Raw genomic sequence first — 19,647 nt, 5'->3', positions numbered from 1 at the left:
TTTTCCTGTCCGTGGTACAGGTCAGGAAGGCTGGCAGAATTTCCGTTCGAAGTCAGTTTTGGAAAGCGGCGCGGAAAATAAATAGCCTTGTCCGATCTGAATATTTTCCTTAAGCAGCCACTGACGTTGTTCCTCAGTTTCTACGCCTTCGGCTACCAGCTGAATATTCATGGCGCGACCAATCGAGGCCACAATATTCACCATCACTTCATCCTGCGGCAGCACGCTGACGAAGCTGCGGTCAATTTTGATGACATCAATAGGCAATGTGCGCAGCCGGTTGAGGTATTCCAGCCCGGAGTAACCCAGACCAAAATCATCAAGCTCGATGGAAACACCCACGGCGCGAAGTTCGCTGAGCAACAGCAGCGCGCGATCGAGATCATCAATGCGGGCCGTTTCCGTGATTTCCAGCACCAGTTGTCCCGGATTAATTTTGTAACGGCTCAGCAGGCTGCGCAGTTCCGGCAGGAAGTTACGCTGCTGTACCTGCGCGCCGGAGAGATTGACTGACAGCGGCAGGGGAATGCCTCGTTGCTGCCAGTCCGCCAGGATCTGACAGCCCAGCTCAAGAATTTTGTAACCCAGCTGACTCATGACGCCGATTTCTTCGGCCAGCACAATAAAATCGCTTTCCAGACCGTAACTTCCATCGGTCATTTTACGACGCAGCAAGGCTTCCGCCCCGACCACCACGTCAGTTGCCATATTCACCTGCGGCTGGATAAACAGCGTGAAATCATTCTGTTCCATCGCATGCAGGATTTCGTTTTCCTGCAGTAAGCGTTTCTGAATTTTTTCGGTCAGTTCCGGCTCGAAGAACAGGATTTGGTTTTTCCCCTGCTGATAGGCCGAGACTCTGGCCGCACGACCATTCACCATCAGTTGCTGCGCACTCACCGGGAATTCGCCGGTGTATTGCACGATGCCGATGCTGCCAGTCGGATGCAGAGACATATTGCCAGCATGACTTTCCTGCGGCGCATTGATGCGCTCCATGATTTGCCGCGCCAGACGCATCGCCATAAAGGGCCGCGGAATATCCGCCGCCAGCAGAGCAAATTCGTTATAACTCAGGCGCGCCAGCAGGCAGTTCTCAGGCAACACATTCATGATGGAAGAGATCAGCGGGCAATCCACATGGCCGTCATCGCGCAGGCTTTCAATGCCGATTAACAGCAGGTGGAAACTTTTTTGCGGTTCAGCGCAATGCAGGCGGTGTTCCAGATGCTGCATAAACTGTTCTTCATTATTCAGCATGGTTTGAGAAGGCAGCAGTGCTTCACGGGCAGTGCATTGCGGCTTCTCCCGCTGTTGCTGATTGCGGTTGTAGCTGCGCACCAGCATGCCGATCTCATCGTCTTCGTGGCGTTGCGGCAGGGTTAGCTGATGGCCTGGCACCTCGCTTTCCGGCAGGGATTCCAGATCGCTGGCAATCGCGCGAAGCGGTTTCACGATCAAACGGTTGATAACCCAGCTCACGGAAATGGTCAGGATCAGCGCCAGCAACAGATATGTCGTCAGCATGGTCGAGAGCGCGCTGATGATGAACTGATACATGCGGTAGGAATCAGCCTGAAGGACCAGATAAGCCAGGGGTTTGGGGGCTTTAGGGCTGGCAGCCGCAGAATAGAGAGGTACGGAGATTGTCACCGGCAGATTGAAACCGCGGGTCACCCATTGCGGCACCGGGCGGCCTGGTGGGAAATGCGTATGCAGTGCGGCGATCTGATTGGGTAACACGACGTCGGCACGGCTCAGAATGCCCACCGGTTGCAGCGTATTCAGAATGTCCTGCGTTTCTTCCAGATCAACATCCAGCACGGCTTGCGAGAGCGGAACCCGAACAGAATGCGCAATATTCTCAAGTTGCTGGGCGTAATCGTCCCTCCGTTGCTGTACAAAGTGGAACAGCTGGATGACGATAAAAATACAAATGGTGATGGCCGCAATGCTCGACACGGCCGCCATCTGTTTAATCGTTAATGAACGCCTGACCCGCAACTTAATTCTCCATCTACCACCGACATGATTTTCCGCGCCCATCCGGGCATAAACGGTACTTGTGCGCAGTATACCTTATAACGTGTTATTTCGAGGTTAAAGACGAAGTTTTGGCTATAAAAAACAACATGTTTGCCGGTACACACCTACAATGAATATTCTTTATGTTGTTCAACTTAGAGAAAACATACATTACTCAGGTTAATCGAATAATTCACAGCATAAGAACATCCTGAGCCCGGCGCACCTGATGAATATTATGTGCTATTCATCACATAAAAAACCAAACATTATACTAATTTAACAAAAACGCATCGCAAAACAACATCAAAAACCTTTTGCGCCAGCCAGTTATGCCCGTGTTGTTTTTTATGCGGGTTAATCCTATTTTTTGTAAAAACTGCTCTATGCTGTAAAAGAACTGATATATTAAGACGAGTCCTATTCCCACATAAAACTTTAAAAATATTCATCTTTTTACACTCTTTGTTAACGGCCAATCACAGTCGTTTTGACGTCCAGAAAACACCGAAATATATAATCCTATCGGGCGGGATTTATGAATAAATATGATGACATTAAACGTTTTATGGATAAGACGAAGTTGGAAAATCTTGATTATAAAGAGCTTAATGAAAAATCAACGGGAGAATCCATAACAGGTTCAATGAATCAGTGGACGTTGATTAAACAAGTCTCAGCCAGCGAAGAGCCTGCCGGTCCACTTGATAACGGGCGTACCACGCAGCCAACGCCACAATCCATTTCTGCGGACGAGTTTTCGCTTTCTGCTTCTCAGTCTGTCAATGAGCAGCAGAAACCGCATGCTTCTGCCGCACAGCCTGTTATGCACACACCAGCCACGCCGATGTCTTCGGAGGTTACTCCTCCGCCAGCCGGTTTTGGTCTGCTTGATGCCCTGCGCGAAACGCTGCCGTCCGCACCCGTTCAGCCAGCCCCCGTGTCCGTGCAGCCCGCGCAACATCAGCCTGTTCACACAGCACCGACATTGCACGCCCAGTCAGTCATTCCTGACAGCGGCTCAGGTTTACTCGATTCATTGCGTAAAGCAATGCCCGAAGCGCCTTCAAAGCCTGCACCTGCGCCGGTTCAGACGCCTCAGCCAGAACAACACCCCGCCGCGCCGGTTTACCACCAGCCGCCGGTACAAAATCCAGCGCCAGTGGTGCCCGCATCCCCGGCGTCTGCTGAGGTTAACCAGCGCTTTAAACAAATGTTTAAACAGCGAGCGCCGCAGCCTGCCAGCGCTTATTTACATCGCGACACACCGCTTCAACCCCTGTTAGAGATGATTGCCTCATGCCGTTAGTTTGCGTTTGTTCACCGAAAGGTGGGGTAGGAAAAACCACGGTGGCCTCCAACCTGGCCTATTCGCTTGCCCGCAGTGGCAGCAAAGTGCTGGTCATCGATTTTGATGTGCAGAACGCCCTTCGCCTTCATTTCGGTGTGCCTATTGCCGATACCCGCGGTTTTGTCGCCGGTTCGGGTAATGAATCCGACTGGAGCCAGTTCATCCTGAAAGCGGGTTCCAATACGTTTGTCTTACCTTATGGCGAAGTGACGGAAGATCAGCGGCTGGAATTCGAACATCAGCTTGCCAGCGATCAGCATTTTTTACAGCGCGGATTAAATACCGTCCTGAATTATCCGGGATTAATTATTATCGCGGATTTCCCTCCCGGCCCGAGTCCGGCATTAAAAGCCGTTCAGGCCATTGCTGATTTACATGTGGTGGTGATGCTGGCCGACACCGCATCATTATCTTTATTACCCTTAATGGAAAAAAACAAATTAATTGGCACCCCTTTGAATAACAAGTTGGGTGAATATTATGTTGTTAACCAAAGTGACACCCGCCGGACATTAAGCCGCGACGTCACCCAATTTTTCGAACAGCGTTTAAATGAAAGATTATTAGGCACAATCCACAGGGATGAATGTGTGCCAGAGGCCAATGCCTCGCAGCGCTCTATTATTGATTTCAGTCCGGTATCGGCTTCGGCATTTGATATTGAACTGATCAGCAAAAAAGTCGCCGCCATTTTAGGGATTAAAGTCGGTGATGGTGAATTACACGCCGCGCCTAAATCTGGCAGTTATTAGCTATCACTGTTAACAGCGACCCCAAAAGCGATGAATAAATTCCTGTTTTCTCTCCTTGTACTTCTGCTGCTGCCGGTGGCAGCAGTCATCATCATTACCCCGATGGACAGCCAGAAGCAGTACATTTTTGGCCTGATCAGCATCGGTCTGTTATTCCTGCTTGGCATCAGTAAAAGCCGACGGATTAGCGTGGTGATGGTCATCATGTCCGTCATGATGTCGACGCGTTATATTTACTGGCGCGCGACGGAAACGCTGCATTTTAATTCAACAATAGAAGCTATTTTAGGGATCGGCTTATTCCTTGCCGAACTGTATGTCTGGCTAATTTTGTTGCTGGGTTATCTGCAAACCACCTGGCCATTAAAACGCACCATCGAACCTTTGCCGGATGACACCACGCTGTGGCCAACCGTCGATGTGTATATTCCGTCTTATAACGAAAGTCTCGACGTAGTACGTGACACCGTGCTGGCGGCGCAGTGCATCGATTATCCGAAAGATAAAATCAAAATTTATGTTCTGGATGACGGTAAACGGGACGAATTTGCGGTGTTCTCCGCTGACGCCGGTGTGGGATATATCACCCGTAACGACAACTCCCATGCCAAAGCCGGCAACCTGAACCATGCAATGAAACTCACCAAAGGCGAGCTGATTTGCGTATTCGACTGTGACCACGTGGCCACCCGCGCGTTCCTGCAGGCGACGGTCGGCAGCTTCCTGAAAGACCCGCGTCTGGCGCTGATCCAGACACCGCACTACTTCTATTCACCTGACCCGTTTGAACGTAACTTGTCTGCGGGCCGCACCATGCCCAACGAAGGTGCCCTGTTCTACGGCCCGGTTCAGCAAGGTAACGACAACTGGAATGCGACGTTCTTCTGCGGCTCCTGTGCGGTTATCCGCCGTGTGGCTCTGGAAGAAGTGGGGGGTTTTGCGGTTGAAACGGTTACCGAAGATGCACACTCCGCGCTGAAAATGCAGCGTCGTGGCTGGAATACCGCGTTTCTGGATATCCCGCTGGCCGCCGGTCTGGCGACCGAACGTCTGGGTCTGCACGTCATTCAGCGTACCCGCTGGGCGCGCGGTATGACGCAGATTTTCCGGGTGGATAATCCGCTGCTCGGCCGCGGTCTGAAATGGCAGCAACGCCTGTGTTACCTGAACGCCATGCTGCACTTCCAGTTTGGTCTGCCGCGTGTGGTGTTCCTGACCGCACCGCTGGCGTTCCTGCTGTTCAACCTGAACATTATTTCCTCGTCCGCCAGCCTGATTTTTGCTTACGCGCTGCCGCACCTGGTGATGTCGCTGTACATCAACTCCCGCATGAACGGGCGTTTCCGCTACACCTTCTGGGGTGAGATTTACGAGACCGTGATGGCCTTCCACCTGATCCTGCCCACGCTGGTGACGATGTTCGCACCAAAACGCGGCAAGTTTAACGTGACGGATAAAGGCGGTTTGCTGGACGTCGGGTTCTTCGACTTCAACATCGTCAAACCTCACCTGATTGTCGCCATCCTGATGATTATCGGCATCGGTTACGGCATCGTGCGCGCCATCTTCCACAATTACTTTGCCATCGACCCAAATGTTATTGCGCTGAATATCGCGTGGGGCAGTTTCAGCGTGCTGATTTTGCTGGCAGCGATTGCAGTAGCGAAAGAAACCCGTCAGGTACGTAAAACTATCCGTATCGATGTGGCCATCCCGGCGATTATTCATTACGCCAATGGTATTTCACTGCGCACCACCACTATCGATATGTCGATGGGCGGTGTGCAACTGGTGACGCCGGACGTGCGCTATCTGGATGAAGAAATTGAAGAAGTAGAAATTCAGTTGTCTTCCGGCGCGGAAAGTTTCCCGGTGACGCAAATCAGCGGAGACAAAGAGCGGTTGCGTCTGCAATTTGAAAACCTGCCGTTATCGAAACGCCGCGAGCTGGTTCGCGTGGTCTTATGCCGTGCTGATGCCTGGATTGGCGAAGAATACCCGCCGGATAACCCGTTCAGATCGCTGGTAAGCATCATCCGTTGCGTGTTCGAGTTGTTCTATAACACGTGGAAGGAACGCCGTGCTAAAAATAAACCCGCTGACGCCACCAGCAAGAGTGAAGCAGCATGAACCGACCTTATAACCTCATGAGTAAGCGCCGTTTATTGGCTGCACGGGGCGCATCCCTGTTCAGAAAAATCACCACCGGTTTGTTGCTGACGTTCAGCAGTCTGCCGTTGTCACAGGCGGAAGACGCGCCGGCACCAGCCGTTGATCCGGCAACCAGCCTGCCAGCCGCGCCGTCATGGCTACCGCCGGTCATGCCGATGCCGGGTGAAACGGCGCCAGCCGGTGACACAACGCCAGCCCCGGCCGCAGATGCACCACAGACGGATACCACGCCGGTGAATAACAGCCCGGCGATGCCTGATGTAACTGCCGATCCTTCCGCTGCCGCTGCGCCGGTAATGCCGCTGGTTCAGCCGGTGACCAGCAACGTCACCGTTGCCGAAATGGGCCAGCCGAACGGGCTGACGCTCAGCGGCGGCCAGTTGCAGTCCGGTATCATTTTCACCCTGCCTGCCGATGAAGTGGTGACTAACGCGCACCTGTCGCTGGCACTGAAAATTTCTCCGGCGCTGATTGCCCGCGATACCACACTCGAACTGATGCTCAACGGCCAGCCGCTGGGTAACCTGCCGCTGAATCAGAGCAGCAACGGCGGCGATGTTTACGATCTCGATATTCCGGCAGCCATGGTGGTATCCAACAACAACCTGAGCTTCCGCGTGCATGACAGCAACACCATGACCTGCGAGAAAGATCAGTCGGATAAATATTGGGTCACTATTTTGCCCACCACCAGCATCGGGCTGGAAGGTCAGCAACTGAATATTGGCCGTAATCTGGGTAACTTCCCGCGTCCGTTCTTTGATGGCCTGCAGATGCAGGAGTCCAAAATCACCATGGGCTTCTCTGCTGCCATGAAACCGGGCGATATCAGCGCTGCGGCGATGGTCTCTTCTTATCTCGGCATGTTGTCCGATTATCGCAGCGTCGATTTCCCGGTCATCCTGAATGATTTGCCGGATCAGAATGGCATTCTGTTCGGCAAGCCGGGGGATAAAATCGGTTCACTGACGTTGCCGGCGAGCAACGGCGCATCGATTCAGATTATCGATAACCCGATCAATCCGGTTTACAAGCTGCTGCTGGTACTCGGTAATGACGATAACCAACTGCGTCAGGCTGCGTATCGCCTGATCAGTGGCGGGATGCCGAACAACACCGACCATCTGGATGTGGCCCAGCAAACCATTCCGTCCAGCAAACCGTATGACGCGCCGCGCTGGATTGACACCTCACGGCCGGTGACGCTGGGTGAACTGGCGGGTAAAGATCAAGATTCGCTGATTTCAAACGGCATTTATCACGACGGCATTCAGGTCGCCTTCCGCGCTGCGCCAGATCTGTTCATGTGGGACGGACACAATATTCCGGTGCGCATTGATTACCGTTTCCCCACCGAAAACTGGATTGATGAAGACAGTTCAAGACTCAACGTCTCCATCAACAGCAACTTCCTGCGCAGCCTGACCGTCAACAAAGTGGGTCTGGTGGAAAATATCTGGCGTCGCCTGGGCGGTGACAGCCGTCAGGAACGCTACACGCTGCAACTCGCGCCCTACCTGATTTACGGCGACAACCAGTTGCAATTCTATTTCGACATCAAGCCGAAAAAAGATGCGCCGTGCAGCATTCTGACCAGCGACAATATTAAGAGCCGTATCGATCCAAAATCTTTCATCGATCTGAGCGGAAGCTACCACTTCGCCCAGTTGCCGAACCTGTCGTATTTCGTCGGCGCGTCTTATCCGTACTCCAAACTGGCTGATTTCTCCGACACCCTGATGCTGTTGCCGCAAACGCCGACGGCGGATGAAATCCACACCCTGCTGAACCTGGCCTCACGCGCCGGTAAAGCCACAGGCATGCCGGTGAATCATGTGCAGGTGGCCTTCGGCCTGAACGGTGATGAACAAAATAACCCGCTGTTTGACCGCGATATTCTGGCCGTCACCACGCTGGGCGACACGCCATTCAACCAGCAGTTACTTGCGGACTCTCCTTTCAGCATCAACGGTGGCTCAATGGGCGTAAAAACGCCGACCGAAATGCAGCGCGTTGTCGCCTGGCTGACCGGTGACTGGTACCGCCAGCCGGTCGATGCAGACCGTTATCTGTCCTCAACCGGCGCATGGCGTGGCTTCGTCAGCTACCGTTCGCGCTGGTCTGCCGACCATGTGGTCGTGCTGGCAACCGGTACAGACGATCAACAGTTGCTGAAAATCCATAACGATTTGAAATCACCCAAAATCAACGCCAACGTGCGCGGCGATCTGGCGATTATTACCGATGAAAATGGCATCCGCAGCTTCTCAGTGGGTCAGCAATTCCCGACCGGGCAAATGCCGTGGTACATGATGGTGCTCTGGTATGCCAGCAAACACATCGTGATCCTGTCGTTGATTGCGACCCTGCTTTCGCTGGTGGTTGGCCTGAGCCTGTTCGTTGTCCTGCGTCGTCACGCGGCCAAACGTCTGGGTCAGAAATGAAAAGCATCGGCTTTAAAACAAAAACAATGAAGATCGCCCCGATTTCGGGCGGCGACTCTCTGGCGATTACCGGAGCTGGAAAATGAAGAAACATAAACTGTCCCTGGCGGTGATCAGGGCTATTTATCTGGTAGGGATCGCCGGAGTAGCGAGTTTTAGTGCCACCACCTTTGCAGCGGATACCACCAATCCTGCCATGAAGGCGTTGTTTGATCAGGCCGCTTACTGGCATGAACGCGCCCATGACGACCTGGCGAAAGACGCCTTACAGAAAGTGCTGCTGGTTGAGCCAGACAATGCGCAAGCGCTGTACCTGATGTCGCTGTATTCCATGCAAAGTGGCGATAAAACCGCAGCCAGTCAGTGGCGCGAAAAACTGGCCGCTGCCTCGCCGGACGATCCGCGTCTGACATCGCTCAACAGCGCCAAAGCTATGCAGTCAATCCCGCCGGCTCAGCTGGCTTCTGCCCGCCAGATGGCCGCGCAGGGCAACGTCAGCGGTGCGCTTTCGGCGTACCGCACGATCTTTAACGGCAACCAGCCACTCGACAGCCTGGCGACCGAATACTATCTGACGATGGCGGGCGACAAGTCGCTCCAGCCGCAGGCCATTGCCGGGTTACAACAGCGTGTCGCCTCGCGTCCTGACGACACACAGGCGCGCCTTGGTCTGGGTAAGGTGCTGACGTATCAGGAATCCACCCGCCGCGACGGTATAAAATTACTGAGCACGATGGCCGGTTCCAGCACCGAAGCCGACCGCTCATTACGTCAGGCATTATTGTGGATGACGCCGCAGGAAGCTGACCGTGATTTTTATCAGGGCTATCAGGCGCGTCACCCGAACGACACCGGCGTGATGACTTACTTCCAGAAAAACATCGGCGGCGCGGCGAAAGGTCAGGGCTTCACGGCACTGAACAGCGGCGACGTCAACAGCGCGAAAGCTAAGTTTGAAAGCGTACTGGCCGATAACCCGAATGACGCCGATGCACTGGCCGGTCTCGGTTATATCGCGCAGCGCAGCGGTAACTTTGAGCAGGCGTCACAGTATCTGAGCAAAGCTGCCGCACAGGGCGGCCCGAACAGCGCCCAGTTGAGCAATCAGGCACAGGATTCCGCGTTTTACGCCCAACTGGCGAAAGCCAAAGACGCCGCCGGCTCCGGCAGTTACGACGCCGCACTGGCTGCCGTCACTCCGCTGACGCAGGTCGGTGGTGAGAAAGGTCAGTCAGCCAGCCTGTTGCGTGCGGATATTCTGCGCCGCAAAGGCGATCTGGCCGGGGCTGAGCAACAATACAGCGCGCTGGGCGATAATGCCGATGCCCGCGCCGGGTTGTATTACGTGCTGCGTCAGCAGAACAAAACCGCCGAAGCCAGTCAGGTGCTGAAAACGCTGCCAGCCGGGATTCAGGCCAAAATGAACCCGCCGACCGTGGCGGATGTTATCGAGCCAATGCGCCGTCAGGCCGCCCAGGCCGTAGCGAACAACGATCCGCAGCGCGCACTGAATATTCTTCAGCAGGCACGGGAACGTCAGCCGTCAAATGTCTGGGTGAAACTGGATATGGCGCGCATCCTGCAATCGCAGGGGCAAACCGCGCAGGCACAGTCAATCATGGCGCCGTCTGCGCGTCCGGGTGCCTCTTCTGCCGATCTGTACGCCGCGGCCCTGTTCGCGTCAGAAACCAAAAACTGGTCAACCGCCAACGCCCTGCTCTCGCGTATTCCGCGCAGCAGTCAGAATCAGGGGATGCGTGAACTGGCGCAGCGCGCCAACTTCAATGCGCAAATGGCCGATGCCGAAAGCTATCTGCAACAGGGCAATGCCGCCGCTGCGTCTAACACCTTGCGTGCGCTGGCACAGAATCCACCAGCCGCGCCTGCGGATGTCGGCGCGCTGGCGAAAAACCTGGCGGCGGCCGGTCAGCTTCCGCTGGCGGTGCAACTGGTTCGCCAGAATATGCGTCAGGGCGTCACCGGCAATGCCGGGGATTACGCCGATCAGGTCAGCGTGCTGAATCAGGCCGGTCTGAGCAATGAGGCGCAAGCCTTCCTGCAAAATCCACAAATCCAGTCCGGCACGTCACCGACAGCGCTGGCGAGCCTGCGTAACGGTTTCGTGATCACCCAGGCTGACCAGTTGCGCGAACAGGGTCAGTACGCAGCGGCCTACGACAAACTGGTCGTCGCGTTGCAGGCTGATCCGCAAAACCGCGACCTGATGCTGGCGATGGCGCGCCTGTATCAGTCCGGAAAACTCAATAAGCAAGCCGGTCAGGTCTATAACTACCTGATGAGCAACGACACACCGACACAGGATGCACGCGTCGGTGCGATTAACGTTGCGCTGGGCGAAGGCGATAACCAGCGTGCTAAAACGCTGATGGAAGGCCTGCGCGGACCGCGTACGCCGGACCGTCTGTTACTCGAAGCGCGCGTCGCCGAAGCACAGGGCGATCATCAGCAGGCGCTGGCGTTACTGCGTTCTGCGAAGGGCAAGATGATCGGGCTGGAAGGCACAGACAGTCAGGCGCAGGTGGCCGGATTGCAGATCAGCGACAACCCGTTCATCAACCGCTCAACACACACCTCCGCCTCACGACCGGCGACACAATCTTCTTACGGTGCCGTATTGCCGTGGCAGGTATCAGATCAGGTTTCCACGCCGGGAAATATTCCGGCGGCAACGACCGAACCGACAGCGGTCACACAGCGTAATGCCACGGAAAAACAGATCGACGACATGCTCGACGAGTTGCAGGGCAAGACCGCGACCTGGGCGCAGGGTGATATGTCGATCCGTGGCCGTGACGGCGAAAGCGGTCTCAGCCAGCTGACCGAAGCTAAAGCACCGATGACCTTTGCCTTCGTGCCGTTTGATACGTCCCGTCTGAGTATTGGCGTCACGCCGGTTTCTCTCAGCGCAGGCAGCCCGTCCGGTACCGGCAATTCCCGCTTCGGTCAGGGCGCACTGGCTGCAGCACAGTCGGCGCAGAAAGATGTGGCTGCCGCAGCCGCAGCGGCCGGTCTGGATATCGCCAGCTACAGCACCTTTGCGAAATTGCAGGCGGCTGCAGCGGCGAATTCCAGCACCAACTGTACGTCAGCTAACGCAACCTCCGATCAATGCGTGGCCTACAACACCATTACGGGTACGGATCCAACGACTTACGCAGCGCCAGCCGCAGGCAATCAAAGCGCAACCGGCGTAGAAGTGAACGCTGCGCTGACCGGTGACAGCTATAAAGCCGATATCGGCAGTACGCCGCTCGGGCAGGATCTGAACTCGCTGGTCGGTGGCGTGCAATGGGCACCGAAACTGACTGACTTCACCACCCTGCGCGTGACGGCTGAGCGTCGTGCTGTCACTGACAGTATTCTGTCCTACGTCGGCACCAAAGATAATTACAGCGGCAAGGAATGGGGTCAGGTCACTAAAAACGGCGGCAGCGTCAATCTGTCGTACGACGATGGCGACGCTGGTTTTTACGCCGAAGCGGGTTATTACAGCTATCTGGGTAACAACGTGAAGAGCAACAAATCGGTGAACGCCAATGCCGGTCTGTATGTACGTCCGTTCCGTTATGACGATCGTGAACTGAAAACCGGCATCAACGTCGGTTACATGGATTTCGACAAAAACCTCAGCTATTACAGCTTCGGTCAGGGCGGTTACTTCAGCCCGCAAAACTATGTCAGCGTCTCCTTCCCGGTGGAATACACCCAGAAATATGACGACTGGGATCTGAAACTGTCCGGCGCGGTGGGCTATCAGTCTTATTCGCAGGATAAGAGCGCCTACTTCCCGAATAACCCGGACCTGCAGAAACAACTGGAAGATCTGGTGGCTGAGGGCTACGGCACAGAAGCTTATTACAGCGGTAAAACGCAAAATGGCATCGGCTGGAATGCGGGCGTCGGCGGCAACTATCATCTGAACAAAAGCATGCAGATTGGCGGACAGGTTGGCTACGATACTTTCGGCGATTACAACGAAAGTAAAGCGCAGGTCTACTTCCGTTATCTGATGGGCCAAAATTAATCGCGGTGAAATAAAACCATGCAAGAACATAACTATACCCAGGTCGCGCAGGAATATTACCGCCAGCGCCACACCACACCCGGCTGGCAAAGCCTGGTACAGGTGCTATTTTCAGGTATTCTGGCGTCCGCCGATGACGAAGATGGCCGCCGCTTTCTGACCCTGATGGGCAATAACCTGGCACGCCAGCATCCGCTTCCCGCCTCTGCGACCCTTGGCGAACTGGAAGACAATATCAATCATATTCTCAGCCGTTTTGACTGGGGTGTCGTGAAGCTGGAAGCGACTTCGCAACAACTGGCGCTGGTGCACATTGCCTGGCCGGCATCACCGCAAGGGCAGGATGATGCGTTGTGGCCTATTGCGCTCATCGCCCTGTTTGAAGGACTGTATGCTGAGTGGTTGTTATCACAAGGCGGGCAACCCTATGTTCCGCTGCGCTGGCAGGAAAGCACACCGGAAGGCGCATTCGTTTTCCGTTATCAAAATGGTTTGTAAGGAATCTCTATGTCGTTATTTCGGCGCTACAGCCTGGTGCTGTGGTTCGGCCTTATTTTCGCGTTTTTCAGTTCCGCTGTAATGGCTCAGGATGCTGGCTGGTCTGCGTATAAAAGTCGCTTTCTGATGCCAGATGGACGAATCATTGATACCGCCAATAAAAACGTCAGTCACACCGAAGGTCAGGGTTTCAGTATGCTGCTCGCGGTGTTCAATGACGATCAGGCGACGTTCGACAAGCTGTGGCAGTGGGCAAACACGACGCTCTATCGCAAAGATATCGGCCTGTATTCATGGCGGTATGACCCGAACAGCACTCCGCATGTGGCAGATATCAACAACGCCTCTGATGGCGATACGCTGATGGCCTGGGCGCTGTTGCTGGCGGGTGATAAGTGGAACGACAGCCGTTACACCAAAGCCTCTGAAAAATTGCAGACGGCGCTGATCAAATACAATGTGATTGATTACGCCGGTTACAAAGTGATGCTGCCGGGCGTGAAGGGTTTCAATCAGACCAGCAACGTGACCGTCAATCCGTCCTATTTCATCTTCCCTGCCTGGCAGGCATTTTATGCGCACAGCCATTTGAAAGTCTGGAAAGATCTGGATGAAAGCAGCACCGCGATGCTCAGTAAAATGGCGTTTGGCGATTTCCGCTTACCGACGGACTGGGTGGATATGCAGGCCGATGGCACCCTGAAACCGGCCAGCCGCTGGCCAACGCGTTTCAGTTACGATGCCGTGCGTATCCCGCTGTATCTCGGCTGGGCGCATCCCGGCAGCCCGCAACTGGCACCGTTTATTCTGTGGTGGCAAAAATCCCCACGCGACGCCACACCCGCCTGGATTGATGTCATGACCGGCACCAAAGCGGGCTACAACATGTCACCGGGATTATTAGCCGTGCGCGATTTCACCATGGCCAACGCTGGCGCCATCAGCCCGAACCTGGCACCGAAAGACGATTACTACTCTTCCACCCTGCAACTGCTGAGCTGGTGGGCAAGTCATAAAGGATAAGCGTACTCTGAAATAGTAAGGCCAGTCAGTGGATGCTGACTGGCCTTTTTTGTTGTAATCGATTGCATATATACAATCGATTAATTCTAAAATGATTGTATATATACAATTGATTTATCCAAATTTGATTGTATATTTAATATTGAAAATCAATAAATCTATTGTAAATATGCAATTAAAAGGTTTCTCTATGTGGGATAAAGAATTAAAGATCAAACAGGTAGACAACCTTCTCAATGAAATGAAACCTCGACGCAAAGCCAAGCGCCCAAAAAAAGGATGGATACAACTTCTCAGAAGCGCGCTGGGTATGAGCACCCGCTCCCTTGCCGAACGATGTGGTTTAAGTCAGTCGCGCATCTCGCTGATAGAAAAAGGTGAAATTGAAGGGTCGCTAACGCTGAATACACTGGAAAAAATCGCTGAGGGCTTGGATTGTGAGCTTGTATACTTTTTGCAGCCAAAGCAAGGGCGAACGCTGCAAGAACTAAGAGAGCAGCAGGCCGGGAAAAAAGCGAAATTCCTTAATCAGTACACTGAAATTCATATGTCACTGGAACAGCAATCCACATCATCAGCGTTCCAAGAATCGACACAAGACAAGCTTAAAAGCGACCTATTACAAAAATGGCCTCGGGATTTCTGGGATGAAAAATGAGCGAAACCATCAATAATGGCCTTCCTGAAGGGGCAACGGAACTTAGCCCTGACGATCTGGCCGGTTTAATTCCCGACTACATCTTTACCCGGGAAGACCTGAATCAATTTGAAAAAACGAACATACAGCAGGCATTAGCGCATCTCAGCCGTCAGAAGCTGATTTACACAGAGATCTTAACTGTCGATTTCTGTCTTCGATTACACCGCAACATGTTCAATAAAACGTGGGAATGGGCGGGGCAACTCAGACGCAGAGAAGTAAACATCGGGAATACGCCGCCTTATATGATCTCAATGCGTGTCAGAGATACTCTCGATAATGCAATTTTCTGGATTGAAAACGAAACTTACCCACCCGATGAAATCTGCCTGAGACTTCACAGAGACATTGTATGGATCCACCCTTTTCCCAATGGGAATGGAAGGCATTCCCGGATATTTTGCGACGTGCTTCGTCGCGCGCTTGGAAGGGGGTTCTTTCCCTGGGGGATATCAGCAGGCGAACTCGTTTCACCAGATGCACATCGCGCTGAATACATTCTCGCTCTGAGAGAAGCCGACAATGGCGATTATAGGCGCCTTATCAGATTTGCTTCTGACTAAATATTACCCAGAAAAAAGCCCGCTTTCGCGGGCTTCGTTATAACGGCGGGGGATTACTGATTTACGGCGACCGTCTGCGTCGTACCGGTTTCATCCTGATCGACGGCAAAGCAGGCGACGAGCTGATCGCCGTACTGTTTCAGCTGCGGCTGGAACTGTTTGCAGGTGCCGAACGCACGGCGGCAGCGGGCGTTGAACGCGCAACCGGCTGGCGGATTCAGCGGGCTTGGCAGCTCGCCGGTCAGTTTGATGCGCTCACGGCGTTCGTCCGGGTTCAGACGCGGTGTCGCGGACAACAGCGCCTGTGTGTACGGATGACGCGGATTGCTGAAGATGGCGTCTTTCGGCCCCTTCTCCACGCAGCGTCCCAGATACATCACCATCACTTCGTCAGCAATGTGTTCAACCACGGACAAGTCGTGGGAGATGAAGACGTACGACAGCCCTAAATCCTGCTGCAAATCCATCATCAGGTTCAGTACCTGCGCACGCACGGAAACGTCGAGCGCGGAGACCGGTTCATCGGCGATCACCACGTCCGGATCCAGCATCAGACCGCGAGCGATAGCAATACGCTGACGCTGGCCGCCGGAGAACATGTGCGGATAGCGGTCGTAATGCTCGGTTTTCAGGCCGACTTTCGCCATCATCGCCAGGGCTTTTTCGCGACGTTCTTCGCGGCTAAGTTTGGTGTTGATCAGCAAGGGCTCTTCGAGGATCTGCCCGACTTTCTTACGCGGGTTGAGCGATCCGTAAGGATTCTGGAACACGATTTGGATCTTCTGACGGCGCAGCTTTTCAGCGGTTGCGTCAGGTTTCAGCAAATCCTGACCACGGTAATACAGCTCACCGCCGGTCGGCACTTCAATCATGGTCAGCAGGCGGCCCAGCGTGGATTTACCACAACCGGACTCCCCGACCACCGCCAGCGTTTTACCGCGTTCGAGGGTAAACGACACGCCGTCGAGCGCTTTCACCGTGCGTTCCTGGCCGAAGATGCCCTTCTTCACCGGGTAATGTTTTTTCAGGTCAATCGCGTGCAACAGCGGCTGCGGTTGGGTGTTATCAGGACTCATAAGTAGGTCTCCCGGCATCATCCAGCGGATAATGGCACTTCGACTGACGCCCGTTCGCGAGGTCACGCAGCGCAGGTTCTTCTTTACGGCAAAGATCGGTTGCATACGGGCAACGCGGATTCAGCAGACAGCCGTTAGGACGGTCATATTTACCCGGCACCACACCCGGCAAGGATTGCAGACGCGCTTTATCTGCGGCGAATTCCGGCAGTGAGCGCAGCAGCGCCTGCGTATACGGATGGCGTGGCGCACGGAAGATTTCCGTGGCTTTTGCCGATTCCACTACCTGTCCGGCATACATCACAATAATGTGCTGCGCGGCTTCGGCCACCAGTGCCAGGTCATGGGTGATCAGCATCAGCGCCATGTTTTCGCGTTGTTGCAGATCGAGCAGCAGTTCAATAATCTGCGCCTGAATGGTCACGTCGAGCGCGGTGGTTGGCTCATCGGCGATCAGTAATTTCGGGCGACAGGCAATCGCCATTGCGATCATCACGCGCTGACTCATCCCGCCGGAAAGCTGATGCGGATAGACATCGAGACGCGAAGCCGGATCCGGAATACCCACCAGATTCAGCAAATCGATGGTGCGCTGACGACGGGTCTTTTTGTTGCCGCCCTGATGCACCTTGATGGCTTCCATAATCTGGAAACCGACGGTGTAACACGGGTTCAGGCTGGTCATCGGATCCTGGAAAATCATCGCGACTTCGGCACCGACAATCTGGCGGCGTTCTTTTTCGCTGATGCCCTGCAGATTACGGCCACCAAACTCGAGTTTTTCAGCCATCACTTTACCGGGGAAGTCGATCAGCCCCATCAGCGCCAGTGAACTGACTGATTTACCGGAGCCGGATTCACCGACAATCCCGACCACTTCGCCCTGCTTCACGCTGTAACTGATACGGTCTACGGCGCGGAACGGCGTCCCTTCGTCACCAAAGTGAACGGAGAGTTTATCCACGGTCAGCAACGTTTTACCGACCTGAACATCATTCGTTAATGTTGTTTCCATCTCCAACCCCTTACTGCTTAAGTTTAGGGTCGAGGGCATCACGCAGGCCATCACCCATCAGGTTAAATGCCAGCACCGTCAGCAGAATGATCACGCCGGGGAAGGTCACGACCCACCAGGCACTTTGAGCAAACTGTAAGACGTCCGACAGCATGGTGCCCCACTCCGGCGTTGGCGGCTGTGCGCCCATACCGAGGAAGCCCAACGCTGCCATATCAAGGATGGCGTTGGAGAAGCCGAGCGATGCCTGAACGATCAGCGGCGCTAAGCAGTTAGGTAAAATATTGATGAACATCTGACGGGCAGAACCGGCACCGGCCACGCGCGACGCGGTGACGTAATCGCGGTTCACTTCCACCAGCACCGCAGCGCGGGTTAAGCGGACATAGTGCGGTAAGGCCACGAAGGTCAGCGCCAGCGAGGCGTTCACGATGGACGGACCAAAAATTGCCACCAGCACCAGTGCCAGCAACAGGCTTGGCAGGGCCAGCATGATATCGACCACACGCATGATGATGGCGTCAACCACACCGCCGTAGTAACCGGCAAACAGACCGAACACCACGCCGAGGATCAGCGACAGTACGACGACCAGGCAACCGACCAGCAGCGATAAACGCGCGCCGTACATCAGACGCGACAGAATATCGCGGCCGACGTCGTCGGTGCCCAGCAGGAATTTCCAGCTCCCGCCTTCCATCCAGACAGGCGGGCGCAACAGCGCGTCACGGAACTGTTCGGCAGGCAGATGTGGTGCAATCACGTTCGCACCAATCGCAATGACCAGCATGATAATGATGTAAGCCAGGCCGACAACGGCCCCTTTGTTACGCTTGAAGTAATGCCAGAATTCGCGCAAAGGCGGCATCGGCACTGGCGCAGCCGTCACTAACTCGTTAGCGACCGGCTCAGTGGTTTGAGACATTGTGCGCCCCTTATTTCTTGTGGCGAATACGCGGGTTGACCACGCCGTAGAGCACATCTACCAGCAGGTTAACCACGATGATCAGAGTAGCGACCAGCAACACCCCGCCCTGCACGACCGGATAGTCGCGGCGCTGGAGTGCGTCGATCAGCCACCGGCCGAGTCCCGGCCAGGAGAAGATGGTTTCGGTCAGGATGGCACCGCCGAGCAGCGTACCGACCTGCAAACCAATGATGGTCACCACCGGCAACAGCGCATTGCGCAGTGCATGAATGACGATCACCCGCATACGGCTGACGCCTTTGGCGCGCGCGGTACGGATGTAATCTTCGCCCAGCACTTCCAGCATGGAAGAGCGGGTCATACGCACAATCACCGCCAGCGGAATGGTGCCCAGTACGATGGCCGGTAAAATCATGTGCATCACGGCATCCACGAAATCACCCGGTTCGCCCCAGAACAGCGTGTCGATCAGCATAAAGCCGGTCAGCGGCAGGCTGTCATCCAGGAAGACGGTATCGCTTATTCGCCCCGATACGGGCGTCAGATTGAGCTGCACCGAGACCAGCATCACCAGCATGATCCCCCACCAGAATATCGGCATCGAATAGCCGGTCAGCGAGATCCCCACAGCCGTGTGGTCGAATATCGATCCCCGTTTTACCGCCGCCAGCACACCCACCGGAATACCGACAATGATCGCGAAGATCATCGCGCAGATGCCCAGTTCCAGTGTCGCTTTGAAGCGCGGTACGAATTCCTGCCAGACAGGGGTGCGGCTTTTTAAGGACGTGCCCAGGTCGCCATGCAGCACACCGTTCACGTAGTGGAAATATTGTTGGTAAAGAGGCTTGTCGAGCCCCATATCTGCCATCAGCTGGGCGTGACGTTCGGGGGAAACACCGCGTTCGCCTGCCATGATGGTGACCGGGTCGCCTGGTATCATGTGTACGAAGGCAAAAGTCAGCAAAGTAATGCCGATAAACGTTGGGATAACTAACCCCAGACGTCGGAGTATGAACTGCAACATATCCCGTACTCTCTGTATAAAATGCCCG

Annotated in this window: 14 protein-coding genes; 9 read left to right on the top strand and 5 right to left on the bottom strand. The window is 54.5% G+C overall.

The window, feature by feature from the left end:
* Positions 1–21: 21 nt before the first annotated feature.
* Positions 22–2,004, bottom strand: a complete 1,983-nt coding sequence (hmsP, locus tag ABIC79_RS16865) for a biofilm formation regulator HmsP (RefSeq protein ID WP_354567888.1) — start codon at positions 2,002–2,004, stop codon at positions 22–24.
* 559 nt (positions 2,005–2,563) lie between these two features.
* On the opposite strand from hmsP, the gene bcsO reads away from it, so the two are divergent.
* The 9 genes from bcsO (at position 2,564) to ABIC79_RS16820 (ending at position 15,573) form a co-directional block, all read left to right on the top strand.
* Positions 2,564–3,334, top strand: a complete 771-nt coding sequence (bcsO, locus tag ABIC79_RS16860; RefSeq protein ID WP_013573458.1) for a cellulose biosynthesis protein BcsO — start codon at positions 2,564–2,566, stop codon at positions 3,332–3,334.
* The gene (bcsQ, locus tag ABIC79_RS16855) at positions 3,325–4,128 is read left to right on the top strand and encodes a cellulose biosynthesis protein BcsQ (RefSeq protein WP_121020021.1); all 804 of its coding nucleotides are present in this window, start codon (positions 3,325–3,327) and stop codon (positions 4,126–4,128) included. The genes bcsO and bcsQ overlap by 10 nt, the downstream gene beginning before the upstream one ends.
* A gap of 30 nt (positions 4,129–4,158) precedes the next feature.
* Positions 4,159–6,258, top strand: a complete 2,100-nt coding sequence (gene bcsA / locus ABIC79_RS16850) for a UDP-forming cellulose synthase catalytic subunit (RefSeq protein ID WP_013573456.1) — start codon at positions 4,159–4,161, stop codon at positions 6,256–6,258.
* Positions 6,255–8,744, top strand: a complete 2,490-nt coding sequence (gene bcsB / locus ABIC79_RS16845) for a cellulose biosynthesis cyclic di-GMP-binding regulatory protein BcsB (RefSeq protein ID WP_126124567.1) — start codon at positions 6,255–6,257, stop codon at positions 8,742–8,744. Before bcsA ends, bcsB begins: the two co-directional genes overlap by 4 nt.
* Before the next feature lie 82 nt (positions 8,745–8,826).
* Complete coding sequence (locus ABIC79_RS16840) at positions 8,827–12,789, top strand: cellulose biosynthesis protein BcsC (protein ID WP_354567884.1); 3,963 nt, start codon at positions 8,827–8,829, stop codon at positions 12,787–12,789.
* An 18-nt stretch (positions 12,790–12,807) separates the two neighbouring features.
* Positions 12,808–13,287, top strand: a complete 480-nt coding sequence (gene bcsD, locus ABIC79_RS16835) for a cellulose biosynthesis protein BcsD (RefSeq protein WP_013573453.1) — start codon at positions 12,808–12,810, stop codon at positions 13,285–13,287.
* Between the two features lie 9 nt (positions 13,288–13,296).
* A complete protein-coding gene (locus tag ABIC79_RS16830; RefSeq protein WP_013573452.1) occupies positions 13,297–14,310 on the top strand; it encodes a family 8 glycosyl hydrolase in 1,014 nt (337 codons plus the stop codon).
* A 190-nt stretch (positions 14,311–14,500) separates the two neighbouring features.
* A complete protein-coding gene (locus ABIC79_RS16825; RefSeq protein WP_013573451.1) occupies positions 14,501–14,968 on the top strand; it encodes a mobile mystery protein A in 468 nt (155 codons plus the stop codon).
* Positions 14,965–15,573, top strand: coding sequence for a mobile mystery protein B (locus tag ABIC79_RS16820; protein ID WP_013573450.1), 609 nt, complete (start codon positions 14,965–14,967; stop codon positions 15,571–15,573). The genes ABIC79_RS16825 and ABIC79_RS16820 overlap by 4 nt, the downstream gene beginning before the upstream one ends.
* Before the next feature lie 53 nt (positions 15,574–15,626).
* Here ABIC79_RS16820 and dppF read toward each other — a convergent pair whose 3' ends face one another.
* The 4 genes from dppF to dppB are packed head-to-tail and all read right to left on the bottom strand — an operon-like array spanning position 15,627 to position 19,619.
* Positions 15,627–16,649, bottom strand: coding sequence for a dipeptide ABC transporter ATP-binding subunit DppF (gene dppF, locus ABIC79_RS16815; RefSeq protein WP_013573448.1), 1,023 nt, complete (start codon positions 16,647–16,649; stop codon positions 15,627–15,629).
* The gene (gene dppD, locus ABIC79_RS16810; protein WP_013573447.1) at positions 16,639–17,664 is read right to left on the bottom strand and encodes a dipeptide ABC transporter ATP-binding protein; all 1,026 of its coding nucleotides are present in this window, start codon (positions 17,662–17,664) and stop codon (positions 16,639–16,641) included. The genes dppF and dppD overlap by 11 nt, the downstream gene beginning before the upstream one ends.
* Positions 17,665–17,674: 10 nt before the next feature.
* Positions 17,675–18,589 carry a dipeptide ABC transporter permease DppC gene (gene dppC, locus ABIC79_RS16805; protein ID WP_013573446.1) on the bottom strand — a complete coding sequence of 305 codons (915 nt, stop codon included), beginning with the start codon at positions 18,587–18,589 and terminating at the stop codon, positions 17,675–17,677.
* 10 nt (positions 18,590–18,599) lie between these two features.
* Entirely contained in the window at positions 18,600–19,619 is a 1,020-nt protein-coding gene (dppB, locus tag ABIC79_RS16800; RefSeq protein ID WP_013573445.1) for a dipeptide ABC transporter permease DppB, read from the bottom strand.
* Positions 19,620–19,647 lie beyond the last annotated feature (28 nt).

This window comes from Rahnella sp. 2050 (genome assembly GCF_040544515.1).
Classification (GTDB): Bacteria; Pseudomonadota; Gammaproteobacteria; order Enterobacterales; family Enterobacteriaceae; genus Rahnella; species Rahnella aceris.
The sequence above is the reverse complement of the archived record's forward strand: the minus strand, read 5'-3'. Positions and strand labels throughout refer to the sequence as shown.